Consider the following 20,832-nt stretch of genomic DNA (forward strand, 5'->3'; position numbering starts at 1 on the left):
GATCGACCGGATCGCCGCCGACCGGCCCTTCTACTCGGGCAAACACAAGAAGCACGGGATGAACGTGCAGGTCATCACGGATCCGTTCGGCCGGCCGCTGTGGGCGTCACCTGCCCTTCCCGGGGCGGTTCACGATATCCGCGCAGCCCGCGAGCACGGCATCGCTGCTGCCCTGGCCGGAGCCGGCATTCCCTGCTGGGCCGACAAGGCATACCAGGGCACCAAGGGCACGGTCCGTGTTCCGTACCGCGGCCGATGGGAGACACTTTCCGCCGGTCAGCAGGCCGCCAACCGATCCCACGCACGCATCCGAGCCTTCGTCGAACGGGCCATCGCCACCCTCAAAGCCTGGCGCCTCCTACGCAAGCTCCGCTGCTCGACCACCCGCATCACCAGCCTCGCCCAAGCCATCCTGACCCTGCATCTGGCCAGCTCAAACTGAGGTTGGAAAAGGCTCACTGACGGGTGAGGGCCTGTCCAGTAGACGGTGTAACCGGCTTGGTTGCTGAGGTCAGATACGGTTGTCGGTGAGGCGTCCGTCGAAGGCGATGTCGCAGGCCTGGCGGGCTCGTTTCCAGGGGGTGGTCCAGCGTTTGCGGCCGGTGCCGGCAAAGTCGAGCGACACCGCTGCGAGGTAGACGCAGAGCACGCCGCCGCCGCGACGACTGACGAGCCAACCTCCCCAAGGAGGTGGGCTGGTGCGCCCTCACCGCCGCGCCGCCGACACGCCCGTTCTTCGTGAGGCCGCTCCTCCCGCCGCTCGCAGGCCCCATCAGCTCTCCGCCCGTGTTGTTCAACTCGCGTGCCGGTACGCCCCTGCCGGGCCTGCGACCCGATGTCCGTACCGGGCGTTGAGCTGGTCGATCACCGGCGCCAGGCGTAGCCGCGGACCAGGTCGAGGAGGTTCGCGCGCTCGGCAGCCGGACGCGGGCGCGCCCAGGGGTGCAAGTACACACCACGACGCGGCGCCTGCCTTTCCGGAGGCTGAGCGGTTGAGCCCGGCGCATGCGCGTATCAGTTTGGGGTTGCTCAGGTCGGCCAGAGACTCGCGGAGCTCGGGGTCGGTGGCCACAAGAACGGCTTTGAGCTGATTGATCGCCTGAGCCTGGACTTGTTTGCGGAGGCCTTGGTCATCGTGCACGGTCTGAGCATCTCCGCGGGCCCGTCGCTGGCCTGCGTGGTCGCGGCGCCCTGCCGGTGATGACTGCGCGGGCGGGGCGGAAGGGTCGAACTACCGCGGTGGGGGCGGGGCTTGTGGGGCGGGTTTGGTGCGGGTTTGGTTTCCCGATGACGCGTGGTGGGGGGGCCGGAGGGGACAGGTGTCCGCTTCTTCGTCCAGGTTCGTATCGCATGCCCCCTTTAGGGGGCTGCCGGTGGTGGTGTGCTGGGCGCCGGCAGGGCGACGTCTCCTGTCCCCGGCGACACGATTATGGAGCGGGTTTCATGAGTGAGTATTCCTTCGGTGCCAGTGAGCCCGGCGGGCAGCAGGGAGAGCTGGCGGACGCCCTGCTTCTTGCCAGTCTGGGGGACTGGGAAGCGGCTGCCACGGAGGTCTGTGCCCGGACCGGTCTGCGGGAGGTGGGAGAGGACGCTCTGCGTGAGTCGGTACGGCAGGTCGCCGCCGGCTACCACCTGCAGCCCGACAGCGACGAGAACCTCGCGAGCGTCCTGTATCAGGGAAACATCGCGAGCCTGCAGCATTTCGGGCCGTTCCTCGGCAACCCGTTCGCCCAAGAGGCCCCCAACCCCCATCAGAACGAGGACCCGGCTCTGGCCTGTCTGCATGCCATCATCCGTGACGACTGGGACGACGCACGGGAACGGGCCGCGTGGGCAGCGGGCACCCACCTCACCACCGAGGCCCTCACCGATGCGCTCTGCGCAACAGCCACCGCCCTGAACATCAACCTCCAGGCCTACTCCGAAATCCCCGCCCTGGCCGCGGACCTCGCCGCCTTCGTCTCCAACGACGCCACCAGCTTCCACCACTGGCAGACCGCCCTCACCACCCATCACCCCGCCCCGCCGGCATGGGAAGAAGGCCAACTCACAGCGGGCAGCAGCTCAGACGCGGAAACCTATGGCACCGTTGCTCCAGAAGCCACCACAGCCCCAGCCGACCTCTACATGTGGCAGGAGCCCGCAGTGGAAGAAGGGACGGCTCCCGCCTGGGACCCCGCCGGCGCAGGCCAGGCCGGCACTGCGCCGGGCGGCATATGGGCGCCCGGCGATCTGGCCCAGCTCATGGGCGCGGTCGAGGAGGTGAACCACACTGCGCCGCACGCTCCCGCGCCAGTTCCAGCTCCCGGCACTCTGACGGCGAACGACTTGTACACCCTCGCGGCGATTCACCGCACCGGCACACTCACCCCTCAGCCCGAGGCCCTCGCCTCCAGCCTCTACATCACCAGCGGAGCGATACATGATCGTCTCGGAGCATTGGGCCGGCACATCCAGGCGCTGAACGCAGAACTCGTCCCGGCAGCACACCCGACGACGTGTGCGGCACAGGTCGCCGGCTGGCTGCGGGAAGGTGCCATCCCCGGCGTCGTTGCCCACACGCTGCCCTGGCCCCCACCCCGGCGCATGCTGACCAAGAACGACCACGACACCATCGCTGCCATCCGCCAATCCGGCAGCCTCGCACCGGATGTCGCCACCCTTGCCACCACCCGCAAAATCTCTCTGGTCGCGATGGAAACACGACTGAAATCCTTGGGTCACAGACTCGGCATACACGCGGACAGCGCAGCGGATGTCGCTCTCGAAGTAGCGGCCAGGCTGCAGCGCGGGGAAATCCCCACGTAGACGTCACCGACTACGGCCTGCAGGGCGAAGGTGGATCGCAGAGGGTGAGGCCGATGCCGGCTATGAGCTGGTGTGTGACAACGGGAAAGGAGGGAGAGGATTTCCCCTCACGCGTGGACACCAGTTGCTTTGCGGAGGCGGTTAGCATGACGATCGCTGTTCGAGGGCGATCGCTCTGAGAGAGTAGAGCCTCGACTTCTGCGCTCACGCGCCTCTAACCAGTTCTTCTTTCCTTTCAGGTATCGACGACGGCGATATCGCCCGGGGGCCTGCCGGGGGATTCCCCACTGGCTGGGCGGCGAGACTCGCTGCCGCGTCGACCAGGCCTTCTACTCCCGGGCGCAACGTCGTCGAGTGCTGCTTCAGCGGACCAACCAGAACCGCGCCCTGGCCCCGCGCTACGACAAACGACCCGTGTTCCACAGGTCAGGCCGAAGTTCGCTCTCAGACATTCCGATAGAGACCCGCCCCTCGGAATCGCTCCTCTCCCCGGCTTTCAGGGCCTACCTCACCGCTCGTGCGACGCCTCGTGAGCACACCGGAGACCACCGAAGCGATCTGGGCGGCGGGCTCAGCTCAGACTCGCCGTGGGATTGTGGCCGGGCCGGAGGTGGGCTCGGGCCCTTGCTGACGACGTGGGCCGCCTCCTCCATGAACGGCATGATCGGCTTGGGCGGCATCGTGGCGACGTCACGGCAAATCCTCAAGCATGGACCGGGGCGCGCTAGACGGCATGTGAGCGTCGGTCCGTATCACCGATTCATCACCCCATGCATCAAGAGCGTGCGCCCGACTCGTTTGCTCGGAGGCACTTCAGCTTCGTGATCGCGGCCGCTCTCGGCCCGCTTCTTGACCTGAGGGCCGGTACGTTGAGCGTCACGCGGGTGCCGAGCACGACGAGTGCGAACCGGTGTGTGCTTGCCGGCCCAGTAGGAGCGACGTGCGATGGGCGCGGGGGGCTTCGCTGGTCTTGTTCAGCGCTGCATTCCCTCAGGGGCACTTGCTGCTGGCTCACGGGGGGACGGTCTGCGTGGCAATGGCTGGTTCTCCCCTTGCACTGCCCGGCAGAATGCCTTTTGGGGCACATATGTTGCGCGATCGTTTTCTCTTTAGGGTCGGAAGCGGCAGGAGCGCTTCCCCATGGCCCCTCCCTTGCGAAGGAGAGCTTGACGCCCGCCTTGCGGGTGCACATTGTTGGCGCAGCACGCACGCAGGTTTCACCGTCGGGTAGGCGATGACCCATTTCCTGCATGCATGATTCGGTGCGGTGATCGAGTCGCCCGGATGAGTGCGTAACTTGCCAGCCCGTCGGCGTAGGCAGGAGCTGTTCGTCAACTGGAGGTACCTGCAATGTTTCCCTCTTTGCGGCGCCCCGTGGTCGGTATGTGTGCTGCGCTGACGGTTGTTGCCGTCGGCTCCACCGCGCTGCCCGCGATTGCCGCCCCCTCGGTTCAAACTGCCATCGACGGCACCGTCTTCAGTGACGACTTCGCCGATCTGGATGCCTGGGTCAGGACCCAGACCCCGGCGGGTGGCGGCGCCTGGAGTGTCAACGGTGGCGCAGCCACGATCGACACCAGTGCCGCGTCCTCCGGTAGCTATCTACGGCCCTCTGGCGTGCTCAGCCTGCCGGGTTCGTACGAGCTTACGACCCGGGTGAAGATCGACAAGATCGCTCCCGACGGGAAGGTTTCCTTCGCCCTGGACATGCAGGACAAGGACAATCCCACCACGAAGGACATCGCCACCCAGATCACCGGGGTTAAACCGACCGGGCGGGCGGCCGTGCAGGTTGCCACCCCGCTTTCCGCAGCGCCTACGTGCACGGGCGACTCGCCGGTGACGATCGGCGATTGGCTCGACGTACGGATCGTCCGCGCCGGTGGCATCACTGCGACCTTCCTCGGCGGTCGCCTGGTTGCCGCGGAGAGCTCTCCCGCCGCGGGTGGCACCTTCGCGCTCGGCTCATACCGCAGTCAGGTGTCGGTCGCTCCGGTGACCGTGCGCTCTCTGAGCAGCGTGCCGGCCGATCAGCCGACCACGGCGAAGGGTTGCGTCTACAAGGCTCCCGACCAGAACGCGCCCGGCCACCAGGTCATCAGCGGTGACGCCACCCAGAGCCTCGACGGATCGTGGAAGTTCACCACCGGTGCCAACAACAAGTACGAGGATCCCGCCACCGACGCCTCTGGCTGGGACACCATGCAGGTCCCCGGCAACTGGGACACCAAGGACAAGTACCAGCACTATCGGGGGGCCGGTTGGTATCGGCGTGCCTTCACGGTCGACCACGCCGGCGACGCCGACTCCCGTTTCCTTCTCAACATCGACGCCTGCTTCAATCTCTGCCAGGTCTGGGTGAACGGAAAGCCCATCCCGATCCCCGTGCTGAAGGACAATTCGGCTCCCGGTGAAGACGGGACTGACCTCAGCTGGAGCGCGGGTGACCCTGCGAACCCGAACACTGTCCACAACGGCGGATACACTCCGTTCGAGCTGGACGTCACCGACGCGATCAATACCAGTGGGACCAACACGCTCGTTATCAAGGCCGACAACACCATCAACGAGGACATCTCGGGCGCCTGGTGGCCCTGGGGCGGCCTGTCCCGGAGCGTGTCTTTGACTACGGCCAAGCCGCTGTCCGTCACCCGGCAAGAGATCACCGCCGTTCCCAACCTGGAGAACGGCACGGCGTCCGTCACCTCCAAGGTGTACGTCCGCAATACGTCCGACACCGACACCAAGGTCACGGTGACCGGAAACCTCACTGCTGCCGCCACCGGTGCGGACGTCCCCGGCGGTAGGAGCATCACCGGTACCGCCACCATCCCCGCGGGCAAGACCGCCCCGGTCACTCTCCATGCCGACCTCGCCAAGGACAGCTACTCCCTCTGGCAGCTCGACAGCCCGACGCTCTACCGCCTCGGCGTCACCCTGGCCACGGAATCCGCCCCCAGTACCGCCCTTCACGGCATCAGTGACGCTTTCGGTGTCCGTTCCATCGTCAAGAGCGGCACCAACATGCTGCTCAACGGCAAGAAGCTCAAGCTCGCGGGCGCCAATCGAGTATCGGACGACCCGGTCAACGGGAACACCGAACCCGTGGACCAGGTGCGCAAGGACCTGGACACGATGAAGGCGGCCGGCATGAACGTCATGCGCATCGGCCACTACGCCCAGGCCCCGGCTGTGCTGGACTACGCCGACCGCATCGGGATGCTCCTCATCGGCGAAACACCGGCATGGGGCGAAGGGGTGAACCAGCTGGCCATTCTGCCCAACATCAAGCAGCAGATGCTGGAGCAGGTCCAGACGGACTACAACCACCCGAGCCTCTTCGCCTGGTCTGTCGGCAACGAGCTGAAGGACATCAGCGAGGACGGAAAAATCTACAGCGAGAGGATGTCCAAGTTCTCGAAGAAGATCGATGCCAGCCGGTTCGTCACTCAGGTGAGTTTCAGAATTGACGACGGTGTTATCACCGACGGGGCACAAAGCGGTTTGAATCACATGGACTTCATCACCATGAATCGCTACAACAGTGGTTTCGCGATCGGGGTGGAGAACGTGCACAAGCTGTGGCCGGACAAGCCGATCTTCGTATCGGAGTTCAGCAAGGACGCGGACAATTGCTGTACTAGCATCGCGCTGGGCAGCACGGACTACAAGACCGACTCAGACGCCGCCACCCGTGAACTTGCCGGCAAAGACTACGTCTTCGGCTGGTCGCAGTGGACCTACGGTGACTATCGGAGCAGCCGGAAAGGTTCCGACCCCAATAAGGTGCGCCCCTACGGCATCGTTGACGTCTGGGACCGCCCCAAGGCCTCATACGGGGTGATGCAGGCCGCGAACGCGCCGATTTCCTCCCTGAAGCTGTCCCCCCGGTACACCACCGAGGGAATGGACGTGGCCACCGCCTCGCTGACCCCGCGCGGGCCACTCACCACCGACGGCCCTTCCATGACTCTGTCCGGCTACAAGCTCGCTCTTCGGGTCACCGACGCCAGCGGTAACGTCGTCGGCGGTTCCCTCACCGATCTGCCCGAGATCAACCCTGGCGACGCGGCCCTGCAGACACCCGTCTCCTGGAAGCACAGCGACGCCGCCGTCTCGGCTCGTGTCTCTCTGCTCTCCCCGCAGGGCTTCCAGGTGGCGACCACGACCCTGGACCTGAAGGCGCCTGCCAAGTCGGCGATCACCGGCACGACCACCGCCAACGCCTCCCTGGGAGTGCGATTCAGCAACGCGGTCGACGGGTTGAAGCACACGGTCAAGGTCTCTACCTCTGACGGAACGGTCGTCGCCACCAAGACGACGACCGAGCCGTTCGTTGATTTCTCCGGGCTGACCAACGACACCGAATACACCGTCGCCGTCACCGCCGTCAACGGCGCGGGCAGCAGCGAGGCGGCAAGCGTCAAGCTCACCCCCGGCGGCACCCTTGCGGCCGCTCCGAACGTCCTCACGGTCGTCCCTGTCAACAAGGGCCTGGTCCTTGGCTACTCCGAGATCACCAGGGACGCAAAGTTCGAGGTCACTGCCACTGACACCGCGGACGGAACGGTGAAGTCGTTCGACCCGACCTATGCCCGGCCCGGCACCCGTCTGGAGAACCTGACCCCGGGACACACCTACTCCCTGCGCATCCGCCGCCTGGACACCAGCGACAATCCCGTCAGCGCGTGGAGCGAGCAGATCCGGGCCACCGTGCCCGACGCCGACGAAGTACCCGCGCTCAAGGTCAACGGCATCATCGGTGGTACCACCTCGGGTGTCATCGCCGTGGACCCCGCCCCCGGCACCATCCGCTACCAGGTCACCGTGGACAACGGCACGCCCTTCTACGTCGACCGCGCGGGAATCGACCTGATCCCCGTCAACCACCTCAAGCCCCGCACCAGCCACTCCGTCACCATCAAGGCCATCGGCGCCAACGGCGCCTCGGAGACGTGGTCCGGCACCCTCACCACCCTTCAGGCCTCGCCGGCCAGCGCCAAGCTCACCGGTGATGCGGGCGACAGGACCCTGACCTGGACGGCCCCCTCGTCCGCACCCGACTCCTACACCGTCACCCGCGCCGCATGCGGCACCACCACGTCCACCAAGGTCGGCGGCGGCGTCACCGCGCTCTACCTCGGGGGCAAGGGCGGCACGTTCACCGTGACCGCCACCACCGGCGCCGTCACCTCGGGCCCCACCTTCCCCCTCAGCCTCGGCGGTGACACCGACTGCGGCGCCATCATCTCTCCCACGGACACCACGACGCGCGCTGACGGCACCACCCCCTTCACCACTACCGGCACCTGGAGCCCCAGCGCCCTGACCACCGACGAGGGCTATCCCAGCATCTTCGCGGCAGCAGGATCACCGACCGTGACCTGGACCGCGCCCAAGACGGCGGGCCCCACCACCTACAAGGTGGAAGTCGCCCTCCCCGGCAGCAGCAGCGCCACCAGCGTCACATACACCTTCATCACCGCCAGTGGTAAGAAGACCAAGACCATCAACCAGAACACCGCTGGAGCAGGTTGGATCGACCTCGGCACCTACACCTTCGCCGACGGCCAGGCTCCCACCGTCTCCCTGACCAGCTCCAGCAACGGCAACGTCAGGGCCTCCGCAGCACGCTTCACCGAGGCGGGCTGACCTCCCCGCAGAAAGGCAACAACCTGGTGGCGCCGCCCCCAGCGGCTCGGGACCAAAGGGTGAGGGAGCACGCCCCGCCGATGTGAAGCCGGCACATCGCACTCAGGCAACCGGGGTCCCTCATCCTGCCGCACGTACGTCACTCCTCCGCGTGCCGGATCGTCGGTGTTGACCGCCGTACCGGCAAGCGGTGAAGCACCGGCACCAACGCGACGAGGAACGGGCCCGTACAGCATGCCGCCCATCGGCAGACTGTGCGGGCCCTTTCCCGTCACGGCACCTGAGCAAAGGACGCCTGTCGCGGACCAGGTCGCAGCAGCGCCCTGGACGATGCCGTGGGCCCGGGCCGCGGTCAGGTCGTGGGTCCGCCGGGTGTCGCGCGGGAGAACCAGAGTGGTGTGCCGTCGGGACGGGCGATGACCTGCACGTTCATCCCGTGCTTGCGCTGTTTCATCGAGTAGTACGGCTCGTCCGCACGGATCTGGTCGATCGGGATCAGGGTGCCGTCGACGATGACATGGTCGCCTTCACCGAGGCCGGTGAGGGTGTCCTGGCCGGCCGCCCAGCCGGCCAGGACGTCCAGGGTCCCGTCGACGAGCCAGGCCAACGACGAGGGGCCCTGCCTCGTCACCACACCCGGAATGAGCCTCACTCACCCGCGTCCGCGAGCATGGCAGGATACGGAACCAACAGGGCCCCTTCGGTCACCGGTGTGATGAGTGGAATCAGGACAGATCCTCGTCCTCGCCTACCAGGGCGCCGGCGCCCACCTTCCGCATCCCCTGCTACCACCACCGCGAACGGCCCGAGCACTACCAGCAGTTCAACCGCGACCATGCCCACCTCAGAGCACCCGGCGAACGGGCCTTCGCCCAGCTGAAGTCCTGGCGATTACTCCAGCAAGCCCGATGCTCCACCCGCCGCAACAGCACCATCATCCAAGCCGTCCACACCCGGCTGACCTGCAGCTACTCAGGATGAAAACGGCTCAGTGAGCTTCTTCAGCGGTCACACCAGGGGGTGGACGGCTCTTCTCGGTTGACTGGCTTCTGAGCTGCGACAGCAGTCGACGTCGCGAGACGCAGCCGTCACCCGATCGGAGCCGTTCTGAAGAAGCTCAGTGAGGAGCTGCTCCATACCGGTGCGGCTAACCCGCCATCCAGCCGGAGTTCACCACGCCGGGGCGCTCCCTGGTGGCTTCCGTCGGCCCGGTCCATCGGCCCGGTCCTGCGCTGAGAGCGGCCGACCTGGCGCCCCGACATCCGGATCGCCGTCGTCAGCAAGGTCCGGTCGCCGTGCTGGGCACGGCCGGCCCTGCCCCGAGAGTGTTGCGGTTCAAGCTCATCAACACGGCGAAGATGACCAGGCTGTACCCGCTCGCCGTGCTCTCGACGCGTCGTCTGCCGGTCTTCCAGGCGCCGCCGCGCCCGGTGGCGTCACCTGCCCTCGTCGGCCAATGAACCTCTGCCCACCACGTGGCCGTAGACCCGCGCGGTGTCCTGCGGGGAGATGTAGGTGTTGACATCACGCGTTGCCGGCCTCCGCCATGTTCACGTGTGGGCGGCCTGGCGGGTCCCCCGGCTTCTTCACGGTTTCCTAATAGCACTTACGCCGGAGCGGTCCATGGCGATGCTGCAGGTACACGGTCCGCCCGATGAGAAGCGCGAGGCACCGGTGTGACGCCCGTGGCGTGCGAGGTCCGGACGATGGCCAGAGCCCGCCGTGCGGCCGGGGGGCCCGTACGCCACCATGGAGGTACTGGGGGCGCGCGGACGACTTTTGTTGCCAGCACGGAGGAGTTCCTGGTGACTGATTTCGACGTTCCAACACCTGCGCAAGACCTGTCCAGCATCGTCGGACATCGGTTGATCTACACCTACGCCAACGGATGGCGCTACGAGATGTACGTCAAGAATGCAAGCACCATCGACTATCGCGTCCACAGCGGCAAGGTCGCTGGCCGTTGGGTCAAGGGCCAGAAGGTCGACCTTGTGCGGCTCACCGACGAGGTCTACAAGCTCTCGTGGAACGAACCGACCGGCACGTGCGTAGTCGTCAATCTCCTACCGGCCCGACGCCTCGTTCACGGCACCATCTTCTTTCCCCGTTGGGTTCAGCTCGACGGCAGCCGAATCGCCGTCTATCAGAACGAGCACCTCGACGAAATGCTGGCCCTGCGCGACGCCGGCCCTGCATACCCGACCGAGGTCCTGCCGAACTTCGCAAGGATCACGCTGCTCGAGCACGTGGGCGAGAACGACGAAAATGTCATCTCCGCCGCCCCTGCCGACCTCCACTCCGGGGACGCAAACGTACCTCCTGACTCGTTGCGGGAGCATCCGGCGTGACGACTGCGGGTTACCTCCGCGCACCGGACCCCGATCCGGCGCTAAACAAACCCCGTCGGCGCCGAACGCTCCAACTCCCCGCCCTCGCCGTCTAAAGCACTGGGCATGCGGTCACCCCGTGTGCTACCTGGATCTTTCGGCAAGGAACCCCTTCCGCTGTATATAGTTGCGCAACTCTCGACGGCTCGCGAAGCTGTATTTCCCGTACACGTGCCCTAGGTGATATTCAACGGTCTTGGAGCTTACGAACAGCTCACCTGCGATCTCCCTGTTCGTAAGTCCTCGGCCAATCAAAAGGGCTATATCCTTCTCCCTGCGGGTCAGGCCCAGCCAGCGCTCATCCGCCGGAGCTTGCAAGCTGCCACCTGACGCGGGGACGTCCTGCATGTTCCTCTGCAGGAAGGGAATGGCTTGGAGGGCCTGAAGCCGATCGCGTGCCAGGTCGAACCACCTTCCTGCGTCCGGGGCTAGGCCCAGAGAGCCGAGAAGCCTTGCATAGGAAATCTCCAGCATGGCTCGATGGAGTGGCACTACATCGGCTCCTGGTAGATCACCAAGACCTTCTTCATACCTCGCTCGGGCGACCTCTATGTCCCCGGAAGCTTCGGCTAGCTGTCCGGAAAGCCAAGCGGCAGCGACGCGAAGGCAGGGAATTGCCTGCGAAGTTGAGGTGAGCCGCGCGACGGCCGCTGCTGCGGGCTTGAGCTGCCCAAGCCGGATGAGCGCCTCAGACTCCAAGGGCATCCAGTAGACCACTCCATGCCGCTGCCACCCGGCCTCGGCCCGTGCCAGCGGCGTGACGTTCTGAAGTACCGTGGTGTAGTCACCACGCGCTTGTGCCAAGATCGCCCGGCTGATGGCGGTCCACACGGTGGCCAAATCGCTACCGAGGGACTCGGTGGCATTCTCGGCCATGCGGATTCTTTCCTCCGCCCTGTGCCAGTCGCCTTGCCCTGCAGCAATCCATGAGGCGACGCTACACTCGAGGGGATACGCCGCCGCCTGACCATCACCGTGCGATGAAATGTCCTGCGCATGGCCAATGCTAAGTTGGGCGTCTTCCCATTCTCCCAACAGATACTGCGCAGTAGCTAGCCCTACGTAGGCATAGTCAGGGAAGGCGGTAGCTCCTCGAGATCGACTCAGAGCCAACGCCCGGCGGCAGTCTTCGACACATCCATGAAGATCTCCCGCTCCCACCTTCACCCAGCCTTGGACGGTCAGCAAGAAGGCGTCGACCGGTATCCCGCTGCCAGTGGACTGTCGGAGTGATGAAGTGACTGGGGTCAGATGGCTCAGCGCTTCCTCCGGACCCTTGGCAAGCGCAAGCCCTTGACTCAGCCCTGCGATGGCCCACGAAGAGTTGGGGACCATTGCCAGCGCCTGTCTAGCAGCATCTATGCCGTCCTCGTATCGGCCCATGAAGTTGCGAATGCTGCTGAGCCAGACTCGCGCCATAAAGCCCGCCCAGTGGTCTCCTTCCTGTTGACTCTCCGTCAAAGCAGCAACGAAGTAGCTCTCGGCAGCCGGTAGCGTCCCCCGGAGCATCGCATGGGCGCCAAGCACGAGGCTGCGTTTGGCACAGGGCATGCTCGATCGCACCCGCGGAAGGAGGGACACAACTCGCGCATATCTCTGATTGATGGCTGAAAGTCTGGCAGCTGCAGTAAGCAGGTGACGCTCCCGCTCTGCGCGTTCTGTCGAAAGGTCGGCAGCCCATAGCAGCAGTGTTGCTGATCGCTCCGCCTCCCCATTATTGAATTCCGCGTCTGCGGCGATGATCAGGTCAGATACCAGTTGAGTATCCCCTGCCTCGGCTGCCGCAACGCGGTGTAGCCAGGATTCCCTCTCGCTGACCAACCGAGCTGCCTTGGTGTGGAGTTCACGGAGCCGTAGCTGCGGGATTCCTTCAAGGATCGCTTTCTGCTGCAAAGCATGAGCGACCTCAACACGCCTCAGGGGATCGCTAGGGCTCCAATGCAGCAGGCCCGATAGCACAGCAACCTCCAGGGCTGGTACAGGATCATCCACTTCAGCCAACTCGCCGACCACATGGATAGCAGTCGGCGTCCCCAGGACTGCAACAGCCTCTACGAGAGCCTGAGCCGATTGGGGAAGGTTCAGGAGCTGGGACCTGATTGCTGTGGCCAGGGAGGACGGAACCGGAAGCGTCGCCGTAACGGCGCCCCCGTTCAGGTCCTCGTTGGAGAGCTCGGCCAGGACAGTACGTACATAGAGAGGGTTGCCGGCCGTGTGCTGCCGTAGATGCTCAGCGAATTCCATCTGGGCTGGGGCACCCCCAGCCTTGCTGATAAGTTTTCCGACCGTATTGGTGTCCAGACCACGCAGGTTTAGTCGGAGGGTATTTGCGCCGCCCATCATAAGTCGCTGGAACATCTCGTCGACGTCAGGGGTTACCGGGCGACCTACGGTGCGCAGAGTGAGCAGCGTCAGCACCGAGTCCGCCTCGAGCCTCCGCAAGACGAACCCCCATGCGTGCAGAGAGGCAGCATCAACCCAGTGGAGGTCGTCGATGACGACCACCACGGGCATTTCGGACTGCATGACGTCTATGAGAGCTAGAAGCTGGCGCCCCACTTCGAACGGTGGCGCTGCAGAAGAAATCGGAGATTCCAGGAGGGGGAAGTTTTCCAGCAGTTCTTCTTGAATGGGGGAAATCAACTGCTGTATGACACCGAATGCAATGTCTTGTTCGGCTTCACTGCACTTTGCCCGCATTACGGAAAACCCCGCAATAGAAGGGCTTGTCAGCCAGCGACGTACGAGTTCAGTCTTCCCGACACCAGGCTCTCCCGCAATGAGAACCGTCCAGGGGCGACCCTCCCGCACATCAGATGTACAGCTTCGCAGCTGGGCGAATTCGGAGTCCCTGCCGACAAACAAACCCTCTTCACTCATCGCCATCATCTCTCATGCATCCAGCGCTCTCCTATACCCTACGACCAGGACGGTGCTTGGGCCTACGGGCCAGTCACCCTTCCTCGTCTATAAGGTTGTCCCGCAGTAGGTCCTCCCTCCACTAGCCACACTGATCACCCCGTCCTCTGCGCATCGCGAGAGTACGAAGACACCTGACGGTTACCAGGAGGCCAAGGCCACTTCTGGTGGTACGGGTGCTGCACTTGTTCCCCTAGTCGACCTTCTCAGTATCGCGCCGCGTGATGTCGCCTGTCATGGCAACCCTCACGTTCCCTGGTCTGCGCAGTTTCACGGCGCTCTGCGCGAGGTTGTTCCGATACGGAGAGCCCGGTATCGGCGAGATCTCTTATGGTGTGTCTTGCACCTGCGAGTCATGCGCAGGAGCGCCGTAGGGGAGATCAGCGAGGCAGCGGGTGGGCTGGGAGGTGCCGCCGCCCGCAAAGCGAACGTCGAGGGTGAGGCGGGGGGCGGTCTTGTTCGCAGCCGCAGATCCGGCCCCTGAGGTGACCACTGGATCCGGCAGCGGCCGCGGGATGATAACTTTCGCCACTGCGTTCCGCGCGAAGCCCCCCGGCGACTGGTATGCACGGTTGCTACGGATGGGGGGCGATGTCGCGTGGCCAGTTCTGCGGCGTCCGGCCGGGCTTCCCCACGCGGACATAGACGCCGGATGGGCGCCAGCCGGTACCGCCCGAGCGCGATTCGTGGCTGGTGGACCTTCCCTCAGCGCTTTGTCTATTCTGGCCTCGTTTGCCGGGTCGAGGTTGTCCGAGTTGAGCTGGTTCATGGTGAACAGCGGGGTGAGATTGGATTCCCCGGCATCGTTTTCTGGTCGAGCGGCTTGCTCTGGGCGCGGGCCTCGCAGCCGTAGGGCTGGCCCTGGCCGTAGCTGTATCGGTTCTCGCCGGCGTAGGTTCATGTGTTCATCAGGACGCCCGAGCCGACGGCCAGGTCGTCCCAGCTGTCCTGGAAGACCACGAGGCGCTGGTTGCCGGCGGCCATATTCGCGAAGGCGCTGCCAGTTGTTGGTATTCACCGGCGCAGCCAGTCCCGCTGCCGGGGCGGTCTCCTGGGCGTGATCGGCCTCTTTCGCGCGTCGAGCCGTCTGACATCGGTAATGACCTGGCCGCGCTGGGGCGGTGGGCGGAGGCGGATGGCCCGCTGTCCTAAGCCCTCGCACGCTTCGAGGCGGGCCGGATGCTCGCCTGGAGCGAAGCCCGCCCGGCTCGACCTCGGCATTGTCCTGTGCCACCTCGGCTGCCACGACGAGGCCCGCGCGGCGCCGACGGCCGCCCACGACGGCCTTGTCCGTCTCGGTAACCCCCGCCGGGTCGAGGCGGCCGCCGTACTCCGTGCCTAGGACATCTCCGGCCCTACCGCGTGAGGGGTGGGGGCGCGCGGGGCGGCCTGGCGAGCCGCGGGCAGCGTTCTGTCCCTGGCGTCCGCCCATGGGCTTCGGAGGAAGGGGGGTGGATCGGGCAGGTGTGACCGGCACGCGCCGCCGTGACCGCGCAGGGTGAAGGGGAGGTGAGGCCTGCGGCAGGAGGGCTCCCGAACATCGCTCACACGGGGCCGAAGCGATATCCGAATCCTCGGAGCGTCTGGACATAGCAGGGGCTGGCGACATCCTCCTCTATCTTGTGGCGCAGGCGTTTGACGCATGCGTCGACAAGGCGTCCGTCGCCGTGGTGGTCGTGACCCCAGACTTGCTCGAGAAGCTGCTGCCTGCTGAATACCTGGAGAGGAGCCGCACTGAGGTGCAGCAGGAGCTTCATCTCGGTAGCCGCAAGATGAAGCCGTCGGCCGTGCTTGGTCACGCTCAGCGCGGTCCGATCGATGGCAAGGCTTCCATAGAGCTCAGGACTCGCCTCGCCCTTACCCTGGTGCTCGACACTCCGGCGCAGTACAGCGCGAATCCGGGCGTCGATCACTTCCGTGCGGGCGGGCTTGACAATGTAGTCGTCGGCACCGGATTCCAGGCCCACGACGATGTCAAAGTCCTCCCCGCGAGCGGTGAACAGGATGATGGGCAGCTGGCTGTTCTCGCGTATGCGCCGGCACACCTGAATACCGTTCATACCGGGCAGCATCAGGTCCAGCAACAGAAGATGCGGCCGGAAGTCGTTCAGCGTGGCAAGTCCGGCTTCCCCGGTGCCAGCGGACCGCACCTCATGGCCACGGCGGCCGAGGCCGAGCTCCACTCCTTCCCTCAGGGCCGGGTCGTCCTCGATGAGGAGCACACGAGGCATCATCGACCTCCTTAAGAGTGATAAGTACGCATGGACGACGGGCGTTCGAGGTACGCGCCTCCTCTCACCAGGCCTCCCGCGATTCCCGGGCTGTTCTCGTCAGGCCGAGGGGTTACGGGATAGGGGGTCCGTGTGGGTGGTGGAGGCGACTGCTCCCACGAGCTCACCGGCCGCGTGGATGATGTCGAGGGCGACGATCCGGGGATCGTGCAGGACTGGTCGCAGATCGGCGAGGACCTGTGCGAAGCGGCCGCCGTTCTCAGAGGTCATGGCGATGTTCCCCTCCCGCAGGGCGGCGCAGACGCGGGGATGGGTCAGCATGCCGTCGCCAGCGGTCGAGACGAGTAGCAGCTCTGCGATCCGCGCTTCGAGAGGGGACGGGCTCCAGTCGCCTGTGCGGAAGTCCGCGATGAGGTCGTCCACGCGGCGGCGAGCGTGGTCGGTAGCAGCAGGCTCCAGATACAGGCCGGGCTGTGCGCTGAACGAGGTCACGTGGTCCTCCTCGGAGGCAAGGCCGGAGGTGGTGCCAGCTTCGCCGGCAGCCAGCACAGTGAGACATCGATCCGACGCCCGCACGAAGGACGCGGCGTCTGTTCGAAGACGGGTCCGCTTTCGACCTGAAAACGTCAGTCAGGAAACATCCGGGTGCCTGCCCCGGGGGCGTGCACCCGAGCGCTGCGCGAAGAGCCCGCAGCGTCCTCTGCATGGGTCATTGTCTGCTGCCAGTCAATCCTGACGAAGGCGCACACAGACCAGGGAATGTCCCTAGGCCTGGCAAAAGGCTCGCAACCGCGCATACCGCCGTCATCGAGTCTCCTTGGACGCAGCGACGGCGGGGCCCAGTGCCGCAGTGATGTGTACGGCGTCGAAACCCGACGCCTGTACAGCATGCGGTGGGTGAAACCCTCCCCGGAGAGGCACAACGTGCTTCCTCCCGCCGAAGGCGACCCGGACTGTCTCACGCCGGGGCGCCGACGGTTCGCAAGCGCTCGGCAGGGGAGGTCCCACGAGCGCGGGATCAGTGTGCGGCACGCGGGCCGAGGCCAGGCGACGACGCTCGGCGGGGTTATGGTCCTGGAAGTGGAGCGGGGTGCCCGCGCTCGGCAGGGCGAGAGTCGCCTCGATCGAGAAGCGACGCAGTGATTCCGTAGGCGTCCTGCAGCTCGGCGGTGAGATCTCTCAGCCGGCCGAAGCGGCGGACGACAAGTACGACGTCCGCGCTGCGGGGCGGCCTGTTGGCGGGCCGAACGCGTCCGGAGCTGGCGCCCGTGATCAATGCCTGGTGCCTCGGGTAGGAGCCGGAGGAGACACGCAACGAGAGACCCAGCCTGCCGCAGCCTTATGGGCTCCCGGCTCGTCAGAACCTCTTCGGGCAGCCGAACGCGCGCCTGGTCCACCCGTACGTCTTCCCGGTCACCCGCTCCGTTCATCGCCCCTGGCGGAGGACGGTGGAAGACGTCGTCAGACGTCGGCCGGAAGCCAGGGAATGGAGACCCGATGCCCACGCCCCGCATGCGTACGACCCCCTTGCCCGGCATCGGCATGCAGTACGACCTCCTCACCCAGGAGGAGCATCACATTTCCGTCGTCGCCCACCGCGACGGTACCCGCACCCTGGCGGTCTACCGCGCGGACGACCCCGACGCCTGTGCCGAAGCCGTACACCTCACCGAAGCGGAATCCGCTTCGATGATCGACGCGCTGACACCCGCGCATCACAGCCCCACTCTCCTGCACACCACGGACCTCGGCCTGGTGGCGGAACGGATGGAGCTCAGCGCCCACTCCCTGTGGAACGGACGACTGCTGTCCGACACCCGGTTGCGCACCCGCACCGGCGCCTCCGTCGTCGCCGTACTGCGCCGCACCGGTGCCGTCCCCGCGCCACCTGCGCACTTCCGGCTGGCCGGCGGCGACGTTCTGATCGTCATCGGCACCCGCGAGAGCGCGGGCGCCGCAGCCGACCTGCTGGCCCAGGGCTGAGGCGCGCGTGCACACTGCGGTCTTCCTGATTGAATTCGGAGCAGTCATCCTCGGCCTGGGGCTGCTCGGCCGCTTGGCCGCCCGCTTCCGGTTCTCCCCCATCCCGCTCTACCTGCTCGCCGGGCTGGCCTTCGGCCACGGCGGACTCGTCCCGCTCGGAGCGAGTCAGGAGTTCATCGCCGTCGGCGCGGAGATCGGCGTCGTCCTGCTGCTGCTGATGCTGGGGCTGGAGTACAGCGCCTCCGACCTCGTAACCAGTCTGCGGACCCAGTACCCCGCGGGAATCGTGGACTTCGTCCTCAATGCGGTGCCTGGTGCGGTGGCCGCCCTGCTGCTCGGCTGGGGACCGGTCGCGGCCGTCGTACTCGCAGGCGTCACCTGGGTCTCCTCCTCCGGAGTGATCGCCAAGGTACTCGGCGACCTCGGACGTGTCGGCAACCGCGAGACCCCGGCGATCCTCGGTGTACTGGTCCTGGAGGATCTGGCCATGGCGGTCTACCTGCCGGTGGTGACCGCTCTCCTGGCCGGCGTCTCCCTGGCCGAGGGCGCCGTCACCGTCGCGGTGGCGCTGTCAGCGGCCGGAGCCGTCCTGTTCGTCGCTCTCCGCTACGGCCGGGCCATCTCTCGTTTCGTCTCCAGCGACGACCCCGAGAAGCTGCTCCTCGTCGTCCTCGGCCTGACCCTGCTCGTGGCCGGAATCGCCCAGCGGCTTCAAGTGTCCGCCGCCGTCGGCGCCTTCCTCGTCGGCATCGCCCTGTCGGGTGAGGCCGCAGAAGGCGCGCACACCCTGCTCAGCCCGCTCAAGGACCTGTTCGCCGCGGTCTTCTTCGTCTTCTTCGGCCTGCACACCGACACGACCTCCATCGTGCCGGTGCTGGTGCCCGCCCTGGCCCTGGCTCTGGTCACCACGGCGACCAAGATAGCCACCGGCTACTGGGCCGCGCGCCGCGCCGGAGCCGGTGTGAAGGGCCGGTGGAGGGCCGGAGGCACCCTGGTCGCGCGGGGAGAGTTCTCCGTGGTCATCGCAGGACTCGCGGTCACCGCCGGGGTGGCGCCGGAGCTCGGCCCGCTGGCCACCGCCTACGTCCTGATCCTGGTCGTGGTCGGTCCGCTCACCGCGCGCTGCGCCGAGCCGGTCGCGGCGCGGCTGCGGGGGGCATGGGCACGGGTCGGCCGACCCTCACGAGTCTCTTTGTGACAACCCCTCCCGGGGCGGTGGGGCCACCGCCGTCACCCCGGGCGGCAAGAAGGCCTTCGACAAGCGGTTGCCCCCCACGGCTCTGCGAGCTGGTCGCGAAACTCCAGGCCAAGCATGGGGCGGTTCTGATGATGGTGGAACAGCCGGCCTCGATCGAGTCCTTGCCGCTGGCGGTTGCGAGGGACATGGGTGGCCCGGTCACCTGCCTGCCGGGCTGACGATGCGGCAAATCGCCGGCCGCTACCCGGGTGAGGCCACTCGGGTTGCGAATTGGCTGCATGGCCTGCTGACCCAGATCCATCCCTCGCTCGAACGAGTCCTGGGACCGTGATTGCAGCACCGGCCGTCCTCACGCTGCTGGAAAGTTCGAGGCACCGGCCCATATGGGAATGGCCGGCCGGTGCCTGGTCTCGCTGCTGCGGCCTAATGCCGCGTTTCCAGAGCAGGCGACGGTACTTGTCGAAGTCGTAGCCCCTATCGGCGTACACCCGCCGCGGCTTTCTGCGGGGACGTCCCCGCCGTCCGCGGATCGGAGGGACCGCGTCCAACAAGGGCAGGAGTTGCGTGACATCGTGGCGGTTCCCGCCGGTGAGCGTGACAGCGACCGGGGTTCCATGACGGTCGACGATCAGGTGGTGCTTGGACCCGGGACGGGCGCGGTCGACCGGAGAGGGGCCAACATGGTCCCCCCTTTGAGGGCCCGGACGTGCGATCCGTCTACAGAGCAGTCATCCAGGTCCAGCAGGCCGGCGCGACGCAGCTCGGTCAGCAGGGCAGCATGCAGGCGTGGCCAGACTCCGGCCTCGGTCCAGTCCCGCAGACGGCGCCAGGCCGTCACCCCAGAGCAACCCACTACTTCGCTTGGCACGTCCCGCCAGGCCACGCCCTTGCGCAGGACGTAAACGATGCCCGCCAGTGCGACCCGGTCCGGGGCTATCCGGTCCCAGAGATCATCGGGGACAAGGTTCACGTTCACGAGGCTGCAGCTTGCCAGAAAACCCGGTTGAGCACGCCGAGCCGGATCGACATACTCCCCGGATGACCAACACCGGGGACAAGGCCACTGAGCAGGGTTGGGACGAACCCTGGTACCGCGTTCGCACAGATCGGTTCGAGGCGTCATTCCTGCCCAGCGCCGGCGAGGATCTGGATGCCGTCTGCAACGTCGACGTAGAGGTACGGCTGGCAGCGGACGGCTCCCGCTGGAGCGCGACCGTGTTCACACTCGCCGAAGTCGAGCGCCTGATGAAGAGGTGGTCCCAAACAGGGGAGGAGTTGGGCGGCCGCTACTTCTGGTGTTCTGACGGACTGATAGTCCGGGATCCTGGCATCGACAACATGACCCAGGTACTCGCTGGCCTGCTCGACGCCGGTGACTTCACGCAGGTTCTTCAGCGACTCGATGACGAATAGCCAGCGCCCTCATTCTGAAACGATCAGTAAGGCCCCTGGGCTGGCCGAACGGCTGGTCGAGGACATGTTCACCGCCCTGGACGAGCGTCACCGTGCCGGGGAGGGAGGCGGCCGCGCTGGTCGCACCGAGTCCGGCCGCTTCGCTTAGAGCTCGTAACACGATCTTGTTGAACGGTCCTGGTCGGCCGTGACCGGTGTGACGATTCGGCCGTTCGGGAGGGTGTGACTACCCGGCCGTGGA

General features: G+C 66.1%; 10 protein-coding genes and 5 pseudogenes. 9 read left to right on the forward strand and 6 right to left on the reverse strand.

The window, feature by feature from the left end; all coding sequences use genetic code 11:
- On the forward strand, positions 1-442 hold a 442-nt coding region (locus ACZ68P_RS34805), incomplete at its 5' end, for a transposase family protein (protein WP_471013230.1).
- A 69-nt stretch (positions 443-511) separates the two neighbouring features.
- On the opposite strand, the pseudogene ACZ68P_RS34810 reads toward ACZ68P_RS34805, so the two are convergent.
- Positions 512-643, reverse strand: a pseudogene (locus tag ACZ68P_RS34810) (IS256 family transposase); the annotation flags it as partial.
- An 800-nt stretch (positions 644-1,443) separates the two neighbouring features.
- Here ACZ68P_RS34810 and ACZ68P_RS34815 point away from each other — a divergent pair.
- Together ACZ68P_RS34815 and ACZ68P_RS34820 are read left to right on the forward strand one after the other, a co-directional pair.
- Positions 1,444-2,808 carry a hypothetical protein gene (locus ACZ68P_RS34815; RefSeq protein ID WP_471013231.1) on the forward strand — a complete coding sequence of 455 codons (1,365 nt, stop codon included), beginning with the start codon at positions 1,444-1,446 and terminating at the stop codon, positions 2,806-2,808.
- Between the two features lie 1,383 nt (positions 2,809-4,191).
- Positions 4,192-8,460, forward strand: a complete 4,269-nt coding sequence (locus ACZ68P_RS34820; RefSeq protein WP_471013232.1) for a glycoside hydrolase family 2 TIM barrel-domain containing protein — start codon at positions 4,192-4,194, stop codon at positions 8,458-8,460.
- 323 nt (positions 8,461-8,783) lie between these two features.
- On the opposite strand, the pseudogene ACZ68P_RS34825 reads toward ACZ68P_RS34820, so the two are convergent.
- Positions 8,784-9,132 (reverse strand): annotated as a pseudogene (locus tag ACZ68P_RS34825) (transposase family protein); the annotation flags it as partial.
- A gap of 59 nt (positions 9,133-9,191) precedes the next feature.
- Here ACZ68P_RS34825 and ACZ68P_RS34830 point away from each other — a divergent pair.
- Together ACZ68P_RS34830 and ACZ68P_RS34835 are read left to right on the forward strand one after the other, a co-directional pair.
- Positions 9,192-9,441 (forward strand): annotated as a pseudogene (locus tag ACZ68P_RS34830) (transposase family protein); the annotation flags it as partial.
- 821 nt (positions 9,442-10,262) lie between these two features.
- On the forward strand, positions 10,263-10,808 hold the full coding sequence (locus ACZ68P_RS34835) for a phenolic acid decarboxylase (RefSeq protein WP_471013237.1): 546 nt from the start codon (positions 10,263-10,265) through the stop codon (positions 10,806-10,808).
- A 123-nt stretch (positions 10,809-10,931) separates the two neighbouring features.
- Here ACZ68P_RS34835 and ACZ68P_RS34840 read toward each other — a convergent pair whose 3' ends face one another.
- The 3 genes from ACZ68P_RS34840 to ACZ68P_RS34850 form a co-directional block, all read right to left on the reverse strand.
- Entirely contained in the window at positions 10,932-13,727 is a 2,796-nt protein-coding gene (locus ACZ68P_RS34840) for a helix-turn-helix transcriptional regulator (RefSeq protein WP_471013233.1), read from the reverse strand.
- A gap of 1,583 nt (positions 13,728-15,310) precedes the next feature.
- Positions 15,311-15,997 carry a response regulator gene (locus ACZ68P_RS34845; RefSeq protein ID WP_471013238.1) on the reverse strand — a complete coding sequence of 229 codons (687 nt, stop codon included), beginning with the start codon at positions 15,995-15,997 and terminating at the stop codon, positions 15,311-15,313.
- A 99-nt stretch (positions 15,998-16,096) separates the two neighbouring features.
- On the reverse strand, positions 16,097-16,489 hold the full coding sequence (locus ACZ68P_RS34850; RefSeq protein ID WP_471013234.1) for a hypothetical protein: 393 nt from the start codon (positions 16,487-16,489) through the stop codon (positions 16,097-16,099).
- Between the two features lie 1,005 nt (positions 16,490-17,494).
- On the opposite strand from ACZ68P_RS34850, the gene ACZ68P_RS34855 reads away from it, so the two are divergent.
- From ACZ68P_RS34855 to ACZ68P_RS34865, 3 genes and pseudogenes are all read left to right on the forward strand, one after another.
- Positions 17,495-17,980: a cation:proton antiporter regulatory subunit gene (locus ACZ68P_RS34855; RefSeq protein WP_471013235.1), complete on the forward strand. Its 486-nt coding sequence runs from the start codon at positions 17,495-17,497 to the stop codon at positions 17,978-17,980.
- Positions 17,981-17,987: 7 nt separating this feature from the next.
- A complete protein-coding gene (locus ACZ68P_RS34860; RefSeq protein ID WP_471013236.1) occupies positions 17,988-19,178 on the forward strand; it encodes a cation:proton antiporter in 1,191 nt (396 codons plus the stop codon).
- 22 nt (positions 19,179-19,200) lie between these two features.
- Positions 19,201-19,648 (forward strand): annotated as a pseudogene (locus ACZ68P_RS34865) (IS110 family transposase); the annotation flags it as partial.
- Here ACZ68P_RS34865 and ACZ68P_RS34870 read toward each other — a convergent pair.
- Positions 19,553-20,154: pseudogene (locus ACZ68P_RS34870) on the reverse strand (IS5 family transposase); the annotation flags it as partial. The pseudogenes ACZ68P_RS34865 and ACZ68P_RS34870 sit on opposite strands and share 96 nt — an antisense overlap.
- A gap of 62 nt (positions 20,155-20,216) precedes the next feature.
- Here ACZ68P_RS34870 and ACZ68P_RS34875 point away from each other — a divergent pair.
- Positions 20,217-20,591, forward strand: coding sequence for a hypothetical protein (locus tag ACZ68P_RS34875; protein WP_453482212.1), 375 nt, complete (start codon positions 20,217-20,219; stop codon positions 20,589-20,591).
- Positions 20,592-20,832: the final 241 nt, after the last annotated feature.

The sequence above is a fragment of the Streptomyces sp. NPDC036822 genome, assembly GCF_055609145.1.